Origin of the sequence: Gluconacetobacter asukensis, from assembly GCF_014174375.1 — a bacterium.
In the GTDB taxonomy this organism is placed as follows: Bacteria; Pseudomonadota; Alphaproteobacteria; order Acetobacterales; family Acetobacteraceae; genus Gluconacetobacter; species Gluconacetobacter asukensis.
In genome coordinates this window covers 84978-98556 of the sequence record NZ_JABEQE010000002.1, presented here as the reverse complement: position 1 = coordinate 98556, position 13579 = coordinate 84978, and the positions used below count along the sequence as shown (strand labels likewise).

General features: G+C 66.6%; 15 protein-coding genes. 5 read left to right on the top strand and 10 right to left on the bottom strand.

The features are described 5' to 3' along the window. The first annotated feature begins 82 nt into the window (after positions 1-82). The 4 genes from HLH35_RS02810 to HLH35_RS02795 all read left to right on the top strand — a co-directional run bounded on the left by HLH35_RS02810 (position 83) and on the right by HLH35_RS02795 (position 3744). Positions 83-574, top strand: coding sequence for a Fur family transcriptional regulator (locus HLH35_RS02810; RefSeq protein ID WP_246376292.1), 492 nt, complete (start codon positions 83-85; stop codon positions 572-574). After that, positions 571-1416 (top strand): GNAT family N-acetyltransferase, encoded by an 846-nt coding sequence (locus HLH35_RS02805; RefSeq protein ID WP_182977694.1) that lies wholly within the window; start codon positions 571-573, stop codon positions 1414-1416. The genes HLH35_RS02810 and HLH35_RS02805 overlap by 4 nt, the downstream gene beginning before the upstream one ends. 121 nt (positions 1417-1537) lie before the next feature. After that, positions 1538-3028: an apolipoprotein N-acyltransferase gene (gene lnt, locus HLH35_RS02800; RefSeq protein WP_182977945.1), complete on the top strand. Its 1491-nt coding sequence runs from the start codon at positions 1538-1540 to the stop codon at positions 3026-3028. A 158-nt stretch (positions 3029-3186) separates the two neighbouring features. Then, entirely contained in the window at positions 3187-3744 is a 558-nt protein-coding gene (locus tag HLH35_RS02795) for a helix-turn-helix domain-containing protein (RefSeq protein ID WP_182977944.1), read from the top strand. 91 nt (positions 3745-3835) lie between these two features. Here the strand turns inward: HLH35_RS02795 and HLH35_RS02790 are convergent, their stop codons facing one another. From HLH35_RS02790 to HLH35_RS02765, 6 genes are all read right to left on the bottom strand, one after another. Continuing rightward, on the bottom strand, positions 3836-4498 hold the full coding sequence (locus tag HLH35_RS02790; RefSeq protein WP_182977693.1) for a protein-tyrosine phosphatase family protein: 663 nt from the start codon (positions 4496-4498) through the stop codon (positions 3836-3838). Between the two features lie 105 nt (positions 4499-4603). After that, positions 4604-5386 carry a succinate dehydrogenase iron-sulfur subunit gene (locus HLH35_RS02785; RefSeq protein ID WP_182964804.1) on the bottom strand — a complete coding sequence of 261 codons (783 nt, stop codon included), beginning with the start codon at positions 5384-5386 and terminating at the stop codon, positions 4604-4606. A 27-nt stretch (positions 5387-5413) separates the two neighbouring features. Continuing rightward, entirely contained in the window at positions 5414-7225 is a 1812-nt protein-coding gene (gene sdhA, locus HLH35_RS02780; protein WP_182977692.1) for a succinate dehydrogenase flavoprotein subunit, read from the bottom strand. A 123-nt stretch (positions 7226-7348) separates the two neighbouring features. Beyond that, positions 7349-7771 carry a succinate dehydrogenase, hydrophobic membrane anchor protein gene (gene sdhD / locus HLH35_RS02775; protein ID WP_182977691.1) on the bottom strand — a complete coding sequence of 141 codons (423 nt, stop codon included), beginning with the start codon at positions 7769-7771 and terminating at the stop codon, positions 7349-7351. Between the two features lies 1 nt (position 7772). Next, on the bottom strand, positions 7773-8237 hold the full coding sequence (gene sdhC / locus HLH35_RS02770) for a succinate dehydrogenase, cytochrome b556 subunit (protein WP_182977690.1): 465 nt from the start codon (positions 8235-8237) through the stop codon (positions 7773-7775). Between the two features lie 188 nt (positions 8238-8425). Then, positions 8426-9454, bottom strand: coding sequence for an aspartate-semialdehyde dehydrogenase (locus HLH35_RS02765; RefSeq protein WP_182977689.1), 1029 nt, complete (start codon positions 9452-9454; stop codon positions 8426-8428). Positions 9455-9760: 306 nt separating this feature from the next. Between HLH35_RS02765 and zwf the strand changes: the two genes are divergently transcribed. Continuing rightward, a complete protein-coding gene (zwf, locus tag HLH35_RS02760) occupies positions 9761-11305 on the top strand; it encodes a glucose-6-phosphate dehydrogenase (protein WP_182977688.1) in 1545 nt (514 codons plus the stop codon). Between the two features lie 121 nt (positions 11306-11426). Here the strand turns inward: zwf and HLH35_RS02755 are convergent, their stop codons facing one another. The 4 genes from HLH35_RS02755 to HLH35_RS02740 form a co-directional block, all read right to left on the bottom strand. Next, a complete protein-coding gene (locus HLH35_RS02755; protein ID WP_182977687.1) occupies positions 11427-11906 on the bottom strand; it encodes a Spy/CpxP family protein refolding chaperone in 480 nt (159 codons plus the stop codon). 60 nt (positions 11907-11966) lie between these two features. Beyond that, positions 11967-12353 carry a hypothetical protein gene (locus HLH35_RS02750; RefSeq protein ID WP_182977686.1) on the bottom strand — a complete coding sequence of 129 codons (387 nt, stop codon included), beginning with the start codon at positions 12351-12353 and terminating at the stop codon, positions 11967-11969. Between the two features lie 126 nt (positions 12354-12479). Next, positions 12480-13127, bottom strand: coding sequence for a 2OG-Fe(II) oxygenase family protein (locus HLH35_RS02745; RefSeq protein WP_182977685.1), 648 nt, complete (start codon positions 13125-13127; stop codon positions 12480-12482). A gap of 106 nt (positions 13128-13233) precedes the next feature. Beyond that, positions 13234-13578: a carboxymuconolactone decarboxylase family protein gene (locus tag HLH35_RS02740; RefSeq protein ID WP_182977684.1), complete on the bottom strand. Its 345-nt coding sequence runs from the start codon at positions 13576-13578 to the stop codon at positions 13234-13236. Position 13579: the final 1 nt, after the last annotated feature.

Sequence of the window (13579 nt, the reverse complement as noted above, 5' to 3'; positions counted from 1 at the left end):
GCCCGGCGACGGGTCGGCCCTTCTCGGAGGAGGCGGTAGCTTCGTTGGACCAAACGTCTGAGGTTCGGGCCGGACTGCCGACATGGTAGCGTCGGGCGATGCCATGGAATCGCGCATCGGCCGGATGTGCATAGAGCGGGGCCTGAAAATGACGGGCCAGCGCCGCGTGATCGCGCGCGTACTGTCCGAGGCCGAGGATCATCCGGATGTCGAGGAACTGTACCGCCGCGCGGTCAGCCTCGACGCCCGGATCTCGGTCGCGACCGTCTATCGGACGGTGCGCCTGCTGGAAGAAAAGGGTATCCTCGAGCGCCGGGATTTCGGCGGCGGGCGCGCGCGCTATGAGGCGACCGAGGAAGGCGACCATTATCATCTGATCGATGTCGACACCGGCAAGGTCATCGAGTTTGAAGATGCGGAACATACGGCCCTGATGCATCGGATTGCCGAGCGGCTGGGCTTCGACCTCGTTTCCCATCGTCTGGAACTGTTCGCGCGTCGCAAGCCGGCATCGCCGGATGACAAGCCGGCCCGGGCCGCCCGTGCGGCAAGCAAGGATGGATCACGTCGTTGAGCCTCGAAAAACCGATCCGGTCGCTGTCGACCCTGGAATTTGAACGGGACGGGTTTCCCGAACTGCGCGGCGGCAATCTGGGTGTGCGTATCGCCGCCAACGATGCCGAACGCGATGCCGCCCAGGCGCTGCGCTATCGCGTCTTCTACGAGGAGATGGGCGCGCGGCCGGATGAGCGGACCCTGCGCACCCGTCGCGATGTCGATGAATTCGACGAATATGCCGATCATCTGCTGGTGATCGACCATGCGATTTCCTCGGGCGCCAAGGGCGTGGTCGGCACCTATCGGCTGTTGCAGGGCGACAATGCGCGCAAGGTCGGGCGTTTCTACAGCTCGGGCGAATACGATCTGTCGCCGCTGACCGATTTTCCGGGACGGCTGCTGGAAGTCGGGCGTTCCTGCGTCGATCCGAACTATCGCGGCCGGGCGGCGATGCAGTTGCTGTGGCGCGGCATCGCCTCGTACATCTTCCTGCACCGGATCGATGTGCTGTTCGGCTGCGCCAGCCTGTCGGGAACCGATCCGGCCCCGCTGGCCGACGAACTGACCTATCTCTACCACAACCATCTGGCCCCGCCCGCGCTGAGGCTGCGCGCGCTGCCGCATCGGCGGGTCGAGATGTTGCGGGCCGATCCGAACCTGCTGGACCATCGCCGCTGCCTTGCCCGGTTGCCGCCCCTGATCAAGGGGTATCTGCGGCTGGGCGGCTATATCGGCGACGGTGCCGTGGTGGACGATCAGTTCAACACCACCGACGTGGCCGTGATCGTGAAGAGCGAATTGCTGGCCGACAAGTATTACCGTCATTACGAACGACGGCTGCGTGACGCTCTCGACTAGGGCTCTTCAGGAGGGGGTTCTGCCCACTGGGGCCCACCCTGTTGCGCCGGTTCCGCCCCTCTGGCTGGGGGGCGGGCTTGCGCGCGTGATCGGGGCCGGCGGATGGCGGGCCGACCTGTTGATGCTGCTGGCCGGTGCGCTGGCCGCACTGGCCTTTCCGCCGGTCGATCTGTTTCCGATCCTGATTCCCTGCTTCGCCGTGCTGACGGCGGCGATCGACGCGGCTGGCTCGTGGCGCGGTGCCACGCGGCGCGGCTTCCTGTTCGGGCTGGGGCTTCACACTGCCGGGCTGTATTGGCTGACCGACGCGATTCTGGTCCGTGCGGATACGTTCTGGTGGCTGGTGCCGCTGGCCTCTCCCGGCTGTGCGCTGATCCTCGCCCCCATCGCGGCATTGCCGGCCGCTTTGTGCCGCCTGGCTCCCGTCGGCTGGCGGCGCCTGCTGGCATTCGCCGGCCTGTGGACCCTGTTCGACATGGGCCGCGTCTTTATCTTCAGTGGCTTTCCGTGGAATCCGTTGGGGACGACCTGGGAACTGCCGGGTCGGCTGGGCGACGTGATGATCCAGCCGGCGGCCTGGATCGGCGTCGATGGGCTGACCCTGTGTACCGTCCTGCTGGCGCTGCTGCCGCAGGTTGGGCGCTTCGGCGCGCTGGCGGCCCTGGCCGGGCTGGCGGTGTGGGGGCTGGCAGGCTGGGGCCGGCTGGCTCTGACGCCGCTGCCCCCCGGCCGGAACCCGACCGTGGTGCTGGTTCAGGGCAACGTGCCGGAAACCGAGAAGATCGACGGCAGTGACAATGTGGCGATCTTCCGTCGTTATCTGGCGCTGACGCGCTCGGGCATCGCCCGTGCGCTGCTCGAAGCCGGCGACCGGCCGGTGGTGTTCGTCTGGCCCGAGTCGGCGTTTCCGGGCCTGTTGCAGCAGGACGATATCGCGCGGCGTATGATCGCCCGTGCCGGCGAAGGGTCTGCCGCGGGGCTGATCGGTGCCATCCGTTCCGATTTCGAAGGCAGATGGCGCAACAGCGTGATGGCGGTGACCGGTCCCGAGGGGCAGGTGGCCGATATCTACGATAAATCCCATCTGGTGCCGTTCGGCGAATATCAGCCCCGTCTTCTGCCGTTCCATGTCGTCCCCGGCGAGGGCATGGCGGCGGGAGGCGGTGTCCAGACCTGGCATCTGCCCGATGTGGCGCCCGTCGGTCCGCTGATCTGCTACGAGGTGATCTTCTCGGGGCAGGTCGTGGATGCGAAGGATCGGCCGGACTGGCTGGTCAATGTCACCAACGACGCCTGGTACGGCGACAGTGCCGGCCCACGCCAGCATCTGGCGGCGGTGCGCATGCGCGCGGTCGAGGAAGGGCTGCCGGTGGCGCGCGCCGCCAATACCGGCATTTCCGCCGCGTTCGACGCCCATGGCCATGAACTGGCGCGATTGGGCTGGAATCGGCAGGGGTCGCTGGTCGTTTCGCTGAGTGCCCCCTTGCCTGAGACTGTCTTCGGTCGCTGGGGGCGCTGGGTCCCGATCCTGCTGGCAGCGGCAATGCTGCTGCCAGCACTGGGGACGTGGGTGCCCGGGATTGGCAGAAGGCTGGTTGCGCGCCCCTTGTAGCCGAATTTTCCACTATCCCGTGGCGGTATATGACCGCTTCTGATATCAGGTATGCGCCTACCGTATGGCCTGACCGCGTGTCAATGCCGAGCGGATAGTCGGCACCCATCACATTACAGATTGATTGTTGAATTGTCAGTGAGCGGACTGCCAGGATGATGGTAAATGGAAAGTTAATGTTGCATTGTCCCACCCGTCGCACGCTGGACCACGTTGATGCCAAGGGGCAAGAAGATCTATTGACCGATAAGCCGAGCGTTGGTCCAAAGCCTGTGGATATCCATGTTGGCGGTCGTATCCGGCTTCGCCGTACGTTGTTAGGCATGTCGCAGGAGCGCCTTGGCGAGGCGCTGGGCCTTACCTTCCAGCAAGTCCAGAAATACGAGCGCGGAACCAACCGGGTCAGCGCCTCGCGGCTCTACGAGCTTTCGGACGTGCTGGACGTGCCGGTCAGTTTCTTCTTTGACGGGCTGGACCATGGCCGCCGGTCGGCTGGCCATGCGGTCGGGCGGAGCAATGCCGAAGCGCTCGGCTTTGCCCAGGCCCAGGAAGCCTTCGGCGGTTCGTCGGATGGTCCGGTGGCGTCGGCCAGCGAGCTGGCCCTGCTGTCGCGTCGCGAGACGATCGAGCTGGTGCGCGCCTATTACCGGATCGAGGATGCGGCGACCCGCCGGCGGGTGCTGGATCTGATCCGGATGATGATTCCGCCGGAATAAGGGGACTTTACGCGGGGCTCTGCCCCGCACCCCGCCAAAGGCGGCGCCTTTGGAAACCAGTCGTTTGGTGGCGAGGGCGAGAGCCCTCGTCTCATTCGCGGCGCAGTACCTGGTCGTTGACGAAGGATGCCAGCCTGCCGGCGACGAAATCCTGGCGCAGTTGTTTTTCGTCATACTCGTCGCGCACCCAGTCCAGGAAAGGGATGCGGCCTTCGGCCTGCTGCTGGTAGCGCAGGAAGAACGCGTCGAGGATGCCGGTACGCGAGCGGTTGAAATGGCCGAACCGCCATGAAAGCTGGCGCAGGGCCTGTGCGGCGGTACCCCCTTCGAACAGGATGACCAGCCCCGAGGCCAGGCCCGCCCGGTCGGCGCCGGATTTGCAGTGCATGAGCATCGGGAAATCGAGCGTACGATACATCGCGGCGAAGCGCAGGATGCGCTCGCGATGCGGCGCGCCCCGGCTTTCGAAGGCCATGTCCAGATGGGTCAGCCCCAGCCGGGCCGCGGCCGCGCGCGACAGGGCGTCGGACCCGCATTTGCGATGCCCGCGCAGATTGACCAGCGTCCGCAGGTTGTAGCGGCGCATGGCAGCCGCCAGCCGGGCCGGGGTCGGGTGGTTGCAGCGATAGACCTTGCCCGGGATGACGGGGGCGAGATTGGTCCAGGGGATGCGGAAGATGGCGTGATCGACGAACAGGCTGTCGATCCACGCCCGCCTTCTGCCGTCGGGCGCGGCCAGAGATCCTTCGAACACGGCAGGCGGCTTCCTCGGTCGGGGCAAAAAGAAAGGGCGCCGGATGTGTCTCATCCGGCGCCCCCTCAGTCAATCTCTCCCGCCTGGCGGGACGGGATATCGGGATCAGACCTTGCGTTCCAGCTGCAGTTCCTTGATCCGGGCGATCGCCTTTGCCGGGTTCAGGCCCTTGGGGCAGGTCTGGGTGCAGTTCATGATCGTGCGGCAGGCATAGAGCTTCAGCGGATCTTCCAGCGCATCCAGCCGGTCGCCCGTATGCTCGTCACGGCTGTCGGCAATCCAGCGATAGGCCGCCAGCAGGGTGGCCGGGCCCAGATACCGGTCGCCGTTCCACCAGTAGGACGGGCACGAGGTCGTGCAGCAGAAGCACAGGATGCATTCCCACATCCCGTCCAGCTTTTCGCGTTCCTCGATGCTCTGGCGGCGCTCGGAATCCGGCGGCGGCGCGGTGTCGGCCTTCAGCCAGGGCTCGATCGAGCGGAGCTGGGCATAGGCGCCGTTCAGGTCGGGGACCAGGTCCTTGACCACGGGCATGTGCGGCAGCGGGTAGATCGAAACCGCGTCCTTCACGTCCTTGATCGGCTTGAGGCACGCCAGCGTGTTCTCGCCGTCGATGTTCATCGCGCACGAGCCGCAGATGCCCTCGCGGCACGAACGCCGGAAGGTCAGCGTCGTGTCGACGTTGTTCTTGATGTGGATCAGCGCGTCCAGCACCATCGGGCCGATCGCGTCGAGATCGAGCTCATAGGTGTCGACCACCGGGTTGGCGCCATCGTCCGGATTCCAGCGATAGATCCGGAACGGCTTGACGTTCTTGGCACCGGGCGCGGCCGGGAAGGTGCGGCCCTTCCCGATCGTGCTGTTCTTTGGCAGGCTGAATTCGACCATCGTCTCGTTCCTTTTCCGCCGCTTCGCTCAGTAGACGCGCTTCTTGGGGGGGAAGACCTGGACCTCGTCGGTCAGCGTCTTCATATGCACCGGGCGGTAGGTCAGGGTGACGCCGCCCTTGTCGTCCAGATGGGCGACAGTGTGCTTCATCCATTCCTTGTCGTCGCGGTCGGGATAGTCGTCGTGCGCCTGGGCGCCGCGGCTTTCGTGCCGGGCTTCGGCGCCCGCCATCGTGACCGTGGCGTTGGCCAGCAGGTTCTCGAACTCCAGCGCTTCCATCAGGTCGGTGTTCCAGATCAGCGAACGGTCCGAGATTTCCAGATCGGGCACGCCGGTCCAGATGTCCTTGATCTTCTCGACACCTTCCGCGAGGCTCTTGGAGTTGCGGAACACGGCAGCATGTTTCTGCATCGTGCGCTGCAGCGTGTCGCGCATGGCAGACACATGGGTGCCGCCCTTGGCGTTGCGCAGCTTGTCCAGACGGTCCAGTGCGGCCTCGCCGGCCTTGGGCGGCAGCGGCGCGATGGTCTCCAGCGGCTTGATGATCTCGGCGGCGCGCTTGGCGGCGGCGCGGCCGAACACGACCAGATCCAGCAGCGAGTTGGTGCCCAGGCGGTTGGCGCCATGCACCGACACGCACGCGGCCTCGCCCACCGCCATCAGGCCGGGGACGACGGCATCGGGATTGTCGGCGGTGGGGCGGATGACTTCGCCATGATAGTTCGTGGGAATGCCGCCCATGTTGTAATGCACGGTCGGCAGGACGGGCACCGGCTCCTTGGTCACGTCGACACCGGCGAAGATGCGCGCGGTTTCGGAGATGCCGGGCAGGCGCTCATGCAGCAGGTCCGCGCCCAGATGCTCCAGATGCATCATGATGTAGTCCTTGTTCGGACCACAGCCACGGCCTTCGTTGATCTCGATGGTCATGGAGCGCGAGACCACGTCGCGCGACGCCAGATCCTTGGCGGTCGGCGCGTAGCGTTCCATGAAGCGCTCGCCTTCCGAGTTCGTCAGGTATCCGCCTTCGCCGCGGCAGCCTTCGGTCAGCAGGCAGCCGGCCGGATAGATGCCGGTGGGGTGGAACTGGACGAATTCCATGTCCTGCGTCGGCACGCCGGCGCGCATCGCCATGCCGCCGCCGTCGCCGGTGCAGGTATGGGCCGAAGTGCAGGACTGGTACGCACGGCCATAGCCGCCGGTCGCCAGCACCACCGTCTGCGCGCGGAAGCGATGGATCGTGCCGTCTTCCAGGCACCAGGCGACGACGCCACGGCAGGCGCCTTCGTCGTCCATGATCAGGTCGATGGCAAAATATTCGACGAAGAATTCGACGTTATGCTTCAGGCACTGCTGGTACAGCGTGTGCAGGATGGCATGGCCGGTGCGGTCGGCAGCGGCGCAGGCGCGGGGCACCGGGGCCTCGCCGTAATTGCGCATGTGGCCGCCGAACGGGCGCTGGTAGATCTTGCCCTCTTCGGTGCGCGAGAAGGGAACACCCAGATGTTCCAGTTCCTGCACCGCCGGCACGGCCTCGCGGCACATATATTCGATGGCGTCCTGGTCGCCCAGCCAGTCCGACCCCTTGACGGTGTCGTACATGTGCCAGCGCCAATTGTCCTCGGCCATGTTGCCCAGCGACGCGCCGATGCCGCCCTGGGCGGCGACGGTGTGGCTGCGGGTGGGGAAGACCTTGGTGACGCAGGCGGTCTTGAGACCGGCGGCGCCCATGCCCAGCGTCGCGCGCAGGCCCGAGCCACCGGCACCGACGACGACGACGTCGTACGCATGGTCGATGATGCGGTAGGCATTCGATGATGGAAGAGTGATCGCGTTCATTGTTTGGACGTGTCCCGATGCTCGTCCGGCCCGATGGGCGCCTTAGGCGGCTGCTCCGGGGCCGGAACTGTCCTCTGTGTCACTTGCTTCGCGGCCCCCCGGACACCGCCCGGGGGTGCCCGATCAGGCACCCGCCTTGGTCGACGGAGCCAGCGCCAGCTTCAGGACGGCGATCACCGCGAACAGCCCGATCAGAAGGGCCGCGCCCTTCAGCAACAGGCTGGCCGGCAGGTGCGCCTTGCCATGCACATAGTCATCGATGATGACCTGCAGGCCCAGCTGCATGTGGTAGAAGGTCAGGACCATCAGGGCCAGCAGCATCGAGGCATTGGCGGGCTTGCCGCCCCATTCCACGACGTCCTGCTGCTCGGCGCCGGCCAGGCGCAGGACCTGCAGCACGAACCAGCCCGAGAGGGGAACCAGCGCCACGGCGGACATCCGTTCCAGCCACCAATGGTCGACACCGGTCTTGGCCGAGCCGAGGCCACGGGCCCGACCCAGCTGGGAGCGCATGACATCAATGCGCGGCGTATGGGACGCGTTCATGTCAGGATGCCTTCTTCTTCTTTCTGGAACGACAGGCGGCGACGCCGAAGATGCTGGCCAGCAGCACCAGCGTGGCGCCCACCGTCACACCCACGGCCACCGGACCGTCCTCGTTGATCTCCTTCTTTTCGAAGCGGTAGCCGGCATCCCATGCGAGATGCCGCAGCCCCGCGACGAAATGATAGACCAGCGCCAGCGTCCACCCCGCCAGGGCGAGCTTGCCCAGAGGATTGCGGGTGACCTTCTGAACCTTCTTGAAGGATTCTGGCCCTTTCGACGCGGCGTTCAGCCAGCAGACGCCGAGCACGGACCCAGCCGCCGCCGCAACGCCGGCTGCCCGGTTCGCAATCGAAAGAAACATGGAGAGGCGGAAGCGATAGACCTGGAGATGCGGGGACATGGGTCGCCGGGTCAGTGTTCCGTCGCTTCGGTGCCCTATATAGAGCGCATCACGGACATCCTGCATGGTCGTCTCGTCGATTTCCCTGATTATGGCTCCGGTTTGTTCCGTCGCCTTGTGCCTGTTCGGTCCTACGCCGGGGAAAGGGCGCGGTCAACGCAGGGGGGAACACGAGGTCGCGAGACGCCTTGTCGGGGTCCGGTTCGCGGAAACCGGAACGGAGTCGAACCGTTCCGGTTTCGCGGCATTTGGGGTCAGCGGGTGCGCGGGTGAATCAGGTCCAGCGCGATCATGGTCTCGGCGATCTGCACTGCGTTCAGCGCAGCCCCCTTGCGCAGATTGTCCGCGACGCACCAGAAGGCCAGCCCGTTGGGGACGGTGGGGTCGATCCGCAGCCGCGACACGTAAGTCGCGTCCTCGCCAACACATTCGATCGGCGTGACATAGCCGCCATCCTCCGGCTTGTCGTGCAGGATGACCCCCGGCGCGTCGCGCAGGACGGCGCGGGCGCGCTCCAGATCCACCTTCTCCTCGCATTCCACCACCACGGACTCGGAATGACCGATGAAGACCGGCACGCGGACACAGGTAGCGAAAACAGAGATATCAGGGTCGAGGATTTTGCGGGTCTCGACCGCCATCTTCCATTCCTCCTTGGTCGCGCCGTCATCCATGAAGCGGTCGATATGGGGAATGCAGTTGAAGGCGATCTGCTTGGTGAACTGCTCGGGGCTGGCCGGATCGCCGACGAAGCTGCCGCGCGACTGGATGAACAGCTCGTCCATGCCTTCCTTGCCCGCGCCGGCCACCGCCTGGTAGGTCGAGACCACGACGCGGCGGATGGTGAACAGGTCGTGCAGCGGCTTGAGCGCCACCACCATCTGGATGGTCGAGCAGTTCGGGTTGGCGATGATGCCGCGCTTGGCCTTCTTCAGCGCGTCGGGGTTCACCTCGGGCACCACCAGCGGCACGTCGGGTTCCATGCGGAAATGCGACGTGTTGTCGATGACGATGCAGCCCGCCTTGGCCGCGCGCGGCGCATGCACGGCCGAGACCGAGGCGCCGGGCGAGAACAGGGCGATGTCCCAGCCGGTGAAATCGAAGGTCTCGAGGTTCTGGACCTTCAGCACCTTCTTCTCGCCGAACGAGATCTCCTGCCCGACCGAACGGGCCGAAGCCAGGGCGGCAATCTCGGTAATCGGGAACGCGCGTTCGGCCAGCGTTTTGAGCATCTCACGCCCCACGGCTCCCGTGGCGCCTACGACCGCGACGCGGTATCCCATCGAACACAATCCCTGATCTGTGCCCCCGGCCTATCCGGGGGGCCTGTTGGAAACTCCGGAACGGAGACGCTGAGAGGTAGTGCCTGACCGGGCCTGACGCAAGCGAGAGCCGCCGTCAGGCGCGGTTTTTCCCCATTCCGGGCCTCGGGGACGCCCCGGGTCTCACGCTTGTGTGCCCGGATGGCGCCGCCGCGCGTTGTCACGATGACCATGCGGGTGTCAGATGGCGCAGGTCGATCCGGCGCAATGCGTCCGTTGCCGCCGCCGGTCCATGCGGTGGCGGCCTGTCCAGGGGGATGTCCCGTCATGTCGTTCTTTCGCGATATTTCGTCGCCGGCGCGCAGCGCACACGCCATTCCGCCATCGGGCAGCCGGCCGGCGCCGGCCTGCACGCTGGTCATTTTCGGTGCGCGCGGCGACCTGACCAAGCGGCTGCTGATCCCGGCACTGTACAATCTGGCCGGCAGCGAGTTGCTGGATGCCGATTTCCGCGTGCTGGGCGTCGATCGCGTGGCGGGCACCGCCGCCGACTGGCGGGACGGGCTGGCCGCCACGATGCAGGACTTTACGAAGGACCCGGACGGCGAGTTCTATACGCCCACCATCGACCAGGATGCCTGGAACTGGGTTGCCGACCGGCTGGATTATGTGCAGGCCGATTTTGCGGATCTGGAGCAGATGCGGGCGCTGGCGCAGCGGGTGAAGGGCAATGCCGTCTTCTACCTGGCGGTGCCGTCGCGCTTCTTCGGCCCGCTGGTCGAGATGCTGGGGCAGGCGGGGCTGGTCGCCCAGCAGGAGGGGACCTTCCGCCGCGTGGTGATCGAGAAGCCGTTCGGCTCCGACCTGGCGACCGCGCGGGCGCTGAACCGGCAGGTCCTGAGCGTGCTGGACGAGCAGCAGATCTACCGGATCGATCATTTCCTGGGCAAGGAGACGGTTCAGAACATCCTGGCCATGCGGTTCGGCAATCTGATCTTCGAGCCGCTCTGGCGGAACGAATATATCGACCATGTGCAGATCACGGCGGCCGAGACCATCGGCGTGGAGCAGCGCGGGGCCTTCTACGAGCCGACGGGTGCGTTGCGCGACATGGTGCCGAACCATCTGTTCCAGCTCTTCGCCATGGTGGCGATGGAGCCGCCGGCCTCGTTCTCGGCCGAGACGGTGCGCACGGCGAAGGAGCAATTGTTCGAGTCCGTGCGCCCGGTTCGGCCCCAGGACGCGGTGCGCGGCCAGTACCGCGCCGGCACCGTGGAGGGAAAGCCGGTCGTCGCCTATCGCGCGGCGCCCGGTGTCGCCCCCGACAGCGTGACGGAGACCTATGTGGCGCTGAAGCTGTGTGTCGATAACTGGCGCTGGTCGGGCGTGCCCTTCTACCTGCGGACGGGCAAATCGCTGGGCGGGCGGCGGACCGAGGTGGTGGTGCAGTTCAAGAAGCCGCCGGTGGCGATCTTTCGCGGCACGGCCACCGACAGCCTGCCGCCCAACCGCATGATCCTGAACGTGCAGCCGGCCCAGGGCCTGACGATCGAGATGGCCGCCAAACATCCGGGCCCGGCGATGGACCTGGCCGGGGTGCAGGTCAAATTCCGTTATGAAGACGCGTTCGACCTGCAACCCAATGTGGGGTACGAAACGCTGCTGTATGATTGCCTGACCGGCGATGCCACGCTGTTCCAGCGGGCCGACAATATCGACGCGGCCTGGACGGCGGTCGATCCGGTGCTGCAATCCTGGGGGCACGCGGCCGAGGGGCTGGAATTCTACGATGCCGGGGCCACCGGCCCGGCCGGTGCCGACGCGCTGCTGGCCCGCGACGGGCGGGCCTGGTACCCGCTGAACGGCACATAAAGAGACGGGCTCTGCCCGAACCCGACAGGGGTCGCGGCCCCCTGCATCCCAATGCGTTGATATCGAATGGTTTCCAAAGGGCAATGCCCTTTGGCGGGTTTCAGGGCAGAGCCCTGAACGCTTAGTGCGCGGCAGCCTGTTTCGGGTGGTTGTCCGACTGACGGAACAGGGTGTCGGCGGTTTTCTTCTGTGCGTCGCTCAGTCCGTTATAGAGCGTGCGGAACGCCATGTTCAGCGACTGCAGGTCCTGCGCGCGCTGGGTGATCAGGTCGGCATAGGATTGCATGTTGTCGGGCGCGCTCAGGGTCGCCAGCTTGGCGCGGCGCTGCTCGATCGTGTCATGGAAGCGTGCCGCATTGTCGCGCATCACCTGCGCGAAGGCATTCCACGCGCTGTCCTGCGCCGGGGTGATGCCCAGTTGCTGATGCAGCGTTGCGATATGGGCTTCGAGCTGGTCCGGCGAGGGATCGTGCGGCGTGTGGACGGGAACGGCCGAGCCCGGGGCGGCGGTGGCGGTCGGGGCCGTGGTGTCGGGCGCCGCCAGCGCGGGCGTGGTCAGCAGGGCAAGGGCGGCGATGAGGGGTAACCGGCGGACGGTCATGGACGGAGGTCTCCGGGAAATCATGGGGCTGAACGGGCCGGGCGTGTCAGGCGGGCGGGTTCAGTAAGGCGGCGCGCCATAGGACGCCTGCGGATAATAAGCCGGCGGAGGCGGCGGCGGTTCCGGCTGAGGCGGATAATAGGCGGCCGGCGGTGGCGCGGCCTGCGAGGCCAGCGCCCCGCCGATCAGCGCGCCCACCGCCAGGCCGGCGACACCGGCACCGATGGCGGCACCGACGCCGGGGCCACGACGATAGCCCCGGTCATCGCCGCGCCAGCCGGGACCGCCGCCCCGGTTCCAGCCACGGTCCGGCCCGTGACCGTGCCAGCCATGGTCGTGGCGGCCACGATCCCAGTGCTCCGCCAGGGCAGGCGCCGAGGCTGCGATCGGCGTGGCACCGGCCAGCAGGATGCCGGCGATCAGAAGAGGGAGTGTGCGGACCCGCATGACGGGACTCCTATAATCTAAAGTCAGTTCGGCCATGGTGGGCCGAATCCTGTTTCATGTCAGGATGATCGGCGCAGATCATGTCAGAATCAGGGCCGAGGCCCGGCGCGGATCGGGCGGCGCGGATCAGGCGGCGGGCGACAGGCGCTTTGCCAGGGCCGACAGGCGGTGGCGGCGCAGTTCGTTCCGGGCCTTGGCGTCGTTTTCCATATAGTTGAGCTGGATCGTGTAGCGCCGGCCGACATATTGCCGGTGGCCGTGCCAGGTCGTCGGGCCGTTGGGGAAGATCAGCAGCGTGCCGTCGACGGGCGGGATCTCGGCCGCGTAGTCTTCGACATCGTCCGGGCCGCGCAGCAGGCGCAGGCAGCCCTCCTGCCGGGCCCAGGCCTCGCTGGCCGGGTTGAGATACAGCAGCACCGTCACGCGCTTGGCCACGGAATCACAATGGATGCGCCCGTCCTTGGCCCGTGTGCGGCCACGCAGGGTCAGCATGGTCGGCGCGTCGTCCAGGTCCAGGGCGAATTTGCGGGCGATCGCCTGGCGCAGCACGGGCCCTTCCAGCTCCGCGATCAGGCCCTGCGCCAGCGGCGACAGGGTGAGCGCCGAGGGTGGGAACGACCCGCCCGACGACAGGTCGGGCAGCGAGGCCACCAGCGCCGCCAGGTCGTCCGGCCGGATGAAATTCCGGACCACGACATGGGCAAACGGTATGTCGGAAACACGGGCGGCTTCCAGGGCGGCGTAATCGGGACGGATGGGCGTGGTGACGGTCATGGAACCTGCGCGGGATCGGGATGAGGAAGACCACATCCCGATTCCTAGTGCCGGAGCCGGCGGGAAATCAAGGTGGGGCGGAACGGCGCGCCCCGCCGCGCGGGCGTCAGGCCGCGCCGGCAGCCTTTTCGGCCGCGTCCAGCGCCCGGGTGGAATAGACCGCGGCCGCGCCGGCGTTCAGCGCCACGGCGACGCCCAGGGCCTCGGCGATATCCTCTTTCGTCGCGCCGGCCTGCACGGCGGCCTTGGAATGGACGGCGATGCATCCGTCGCAGCGTGTGGTGACGGCGACGGCCAGCGCGATCAGTTCGCGTGTCTTGGCGTCCAGCCGGTTGGTGGTCTTGGGGGCATTGTCCAGCGTCGTAAGCCCTTCGACCGTTCCCGGCGAGAGGGCGGCGAAGGCGGGCACGGCCCGGCCGAGGAAATGGCGGTAGGCGGACCAGTCGATCATC

Coding starts and splice junctions, on each gene's coding strand:
- HLH35_RS02810 (WP_246376292.1), top strand. CDS start 83: ATGGTAGCGTCGGGCGATGCCATGGAATCGCGCATCGGCCGGATGTGC.
- lnt (WP_182977945.1), top strand. CDS start 1,538: ATGCTGCTGGCCGGTGCGCTGGCCGCACTGGCCTTTCCGCCGGTCGAT.
- HLH35_RS02795 (WP_182977944.1), top strand. CDS start 3,187: ATGGTAAATGGAAAGTTAATGTTGCATTGTCCCACCCGTCGCACGCTG.
- HLH35_RS02785 (WP_182964804.1), bottom strand. CDS start 5,386: ATGGTCGAATTCAGCCTGCCAAAGAACAGCACGATCGGGAAGGGCCGC.
- sdhA (WP_182977692.1), bottom strand. CDS start 7,225: ATGAACGCGATCACTCTTCCATCATCGAATGCCTACCGCATCATCGAC.
- sdhD (WP_182977691.1), bottom strand. CDS start 7,771: ATGAACGCGTCCCATACGCCGCGCATTGATGTCATGCGCTCCCAGCTG.
- sdhC (WP_182977690.1), bottom strand. CDS start 8,237: ATGCAGGATGTCCGTGATGCGCTCTATATAGGGCACCGAAGCGACGGA.
- HLH35_RS02765 (WP_182977689.1), bottom strand. CDS start 9,454: ATGGGATACCGCGTCGCGGTCGTAGGCGCCACGGGAGCCGTGGGGCGT.
- zwf (WP_182977688.1), top strand. CDS start 9,761: ATGTCGTTCTTTCGCGATATTTCGTCGCCGGCGCGCAGCGCACACGCC.
- HLH35_RS02755 (WP_182977687.1), bottom strand. CDS start 11,906: ATGACCGTCCGCCGGTTACCCCTCATCGCCGCCCTTGCCCTGCTGACC.
- HLH35_RS02750 (WP_182977686.1), bottom strand. CDS start 12,353: ATGCGGGTCCGCACACTCCCTCTTCTGATCGCCGGCATCCTGCTGGCC.
- HLH35_RS02745 (WP_182977685.1), bottom strand. CDS start 13,127: ATGACCGTCACCACGCCCATCCGTCCCGATTACGCCGCCCTGGAAGCC.
- HLH35_RS02740 (WP_182977684.1), bottom strand. CDS start 13,578: ATGATCGACTGGTCCGCCTACCGCCATTTCCTCGGCCGGGCCGTGCCC.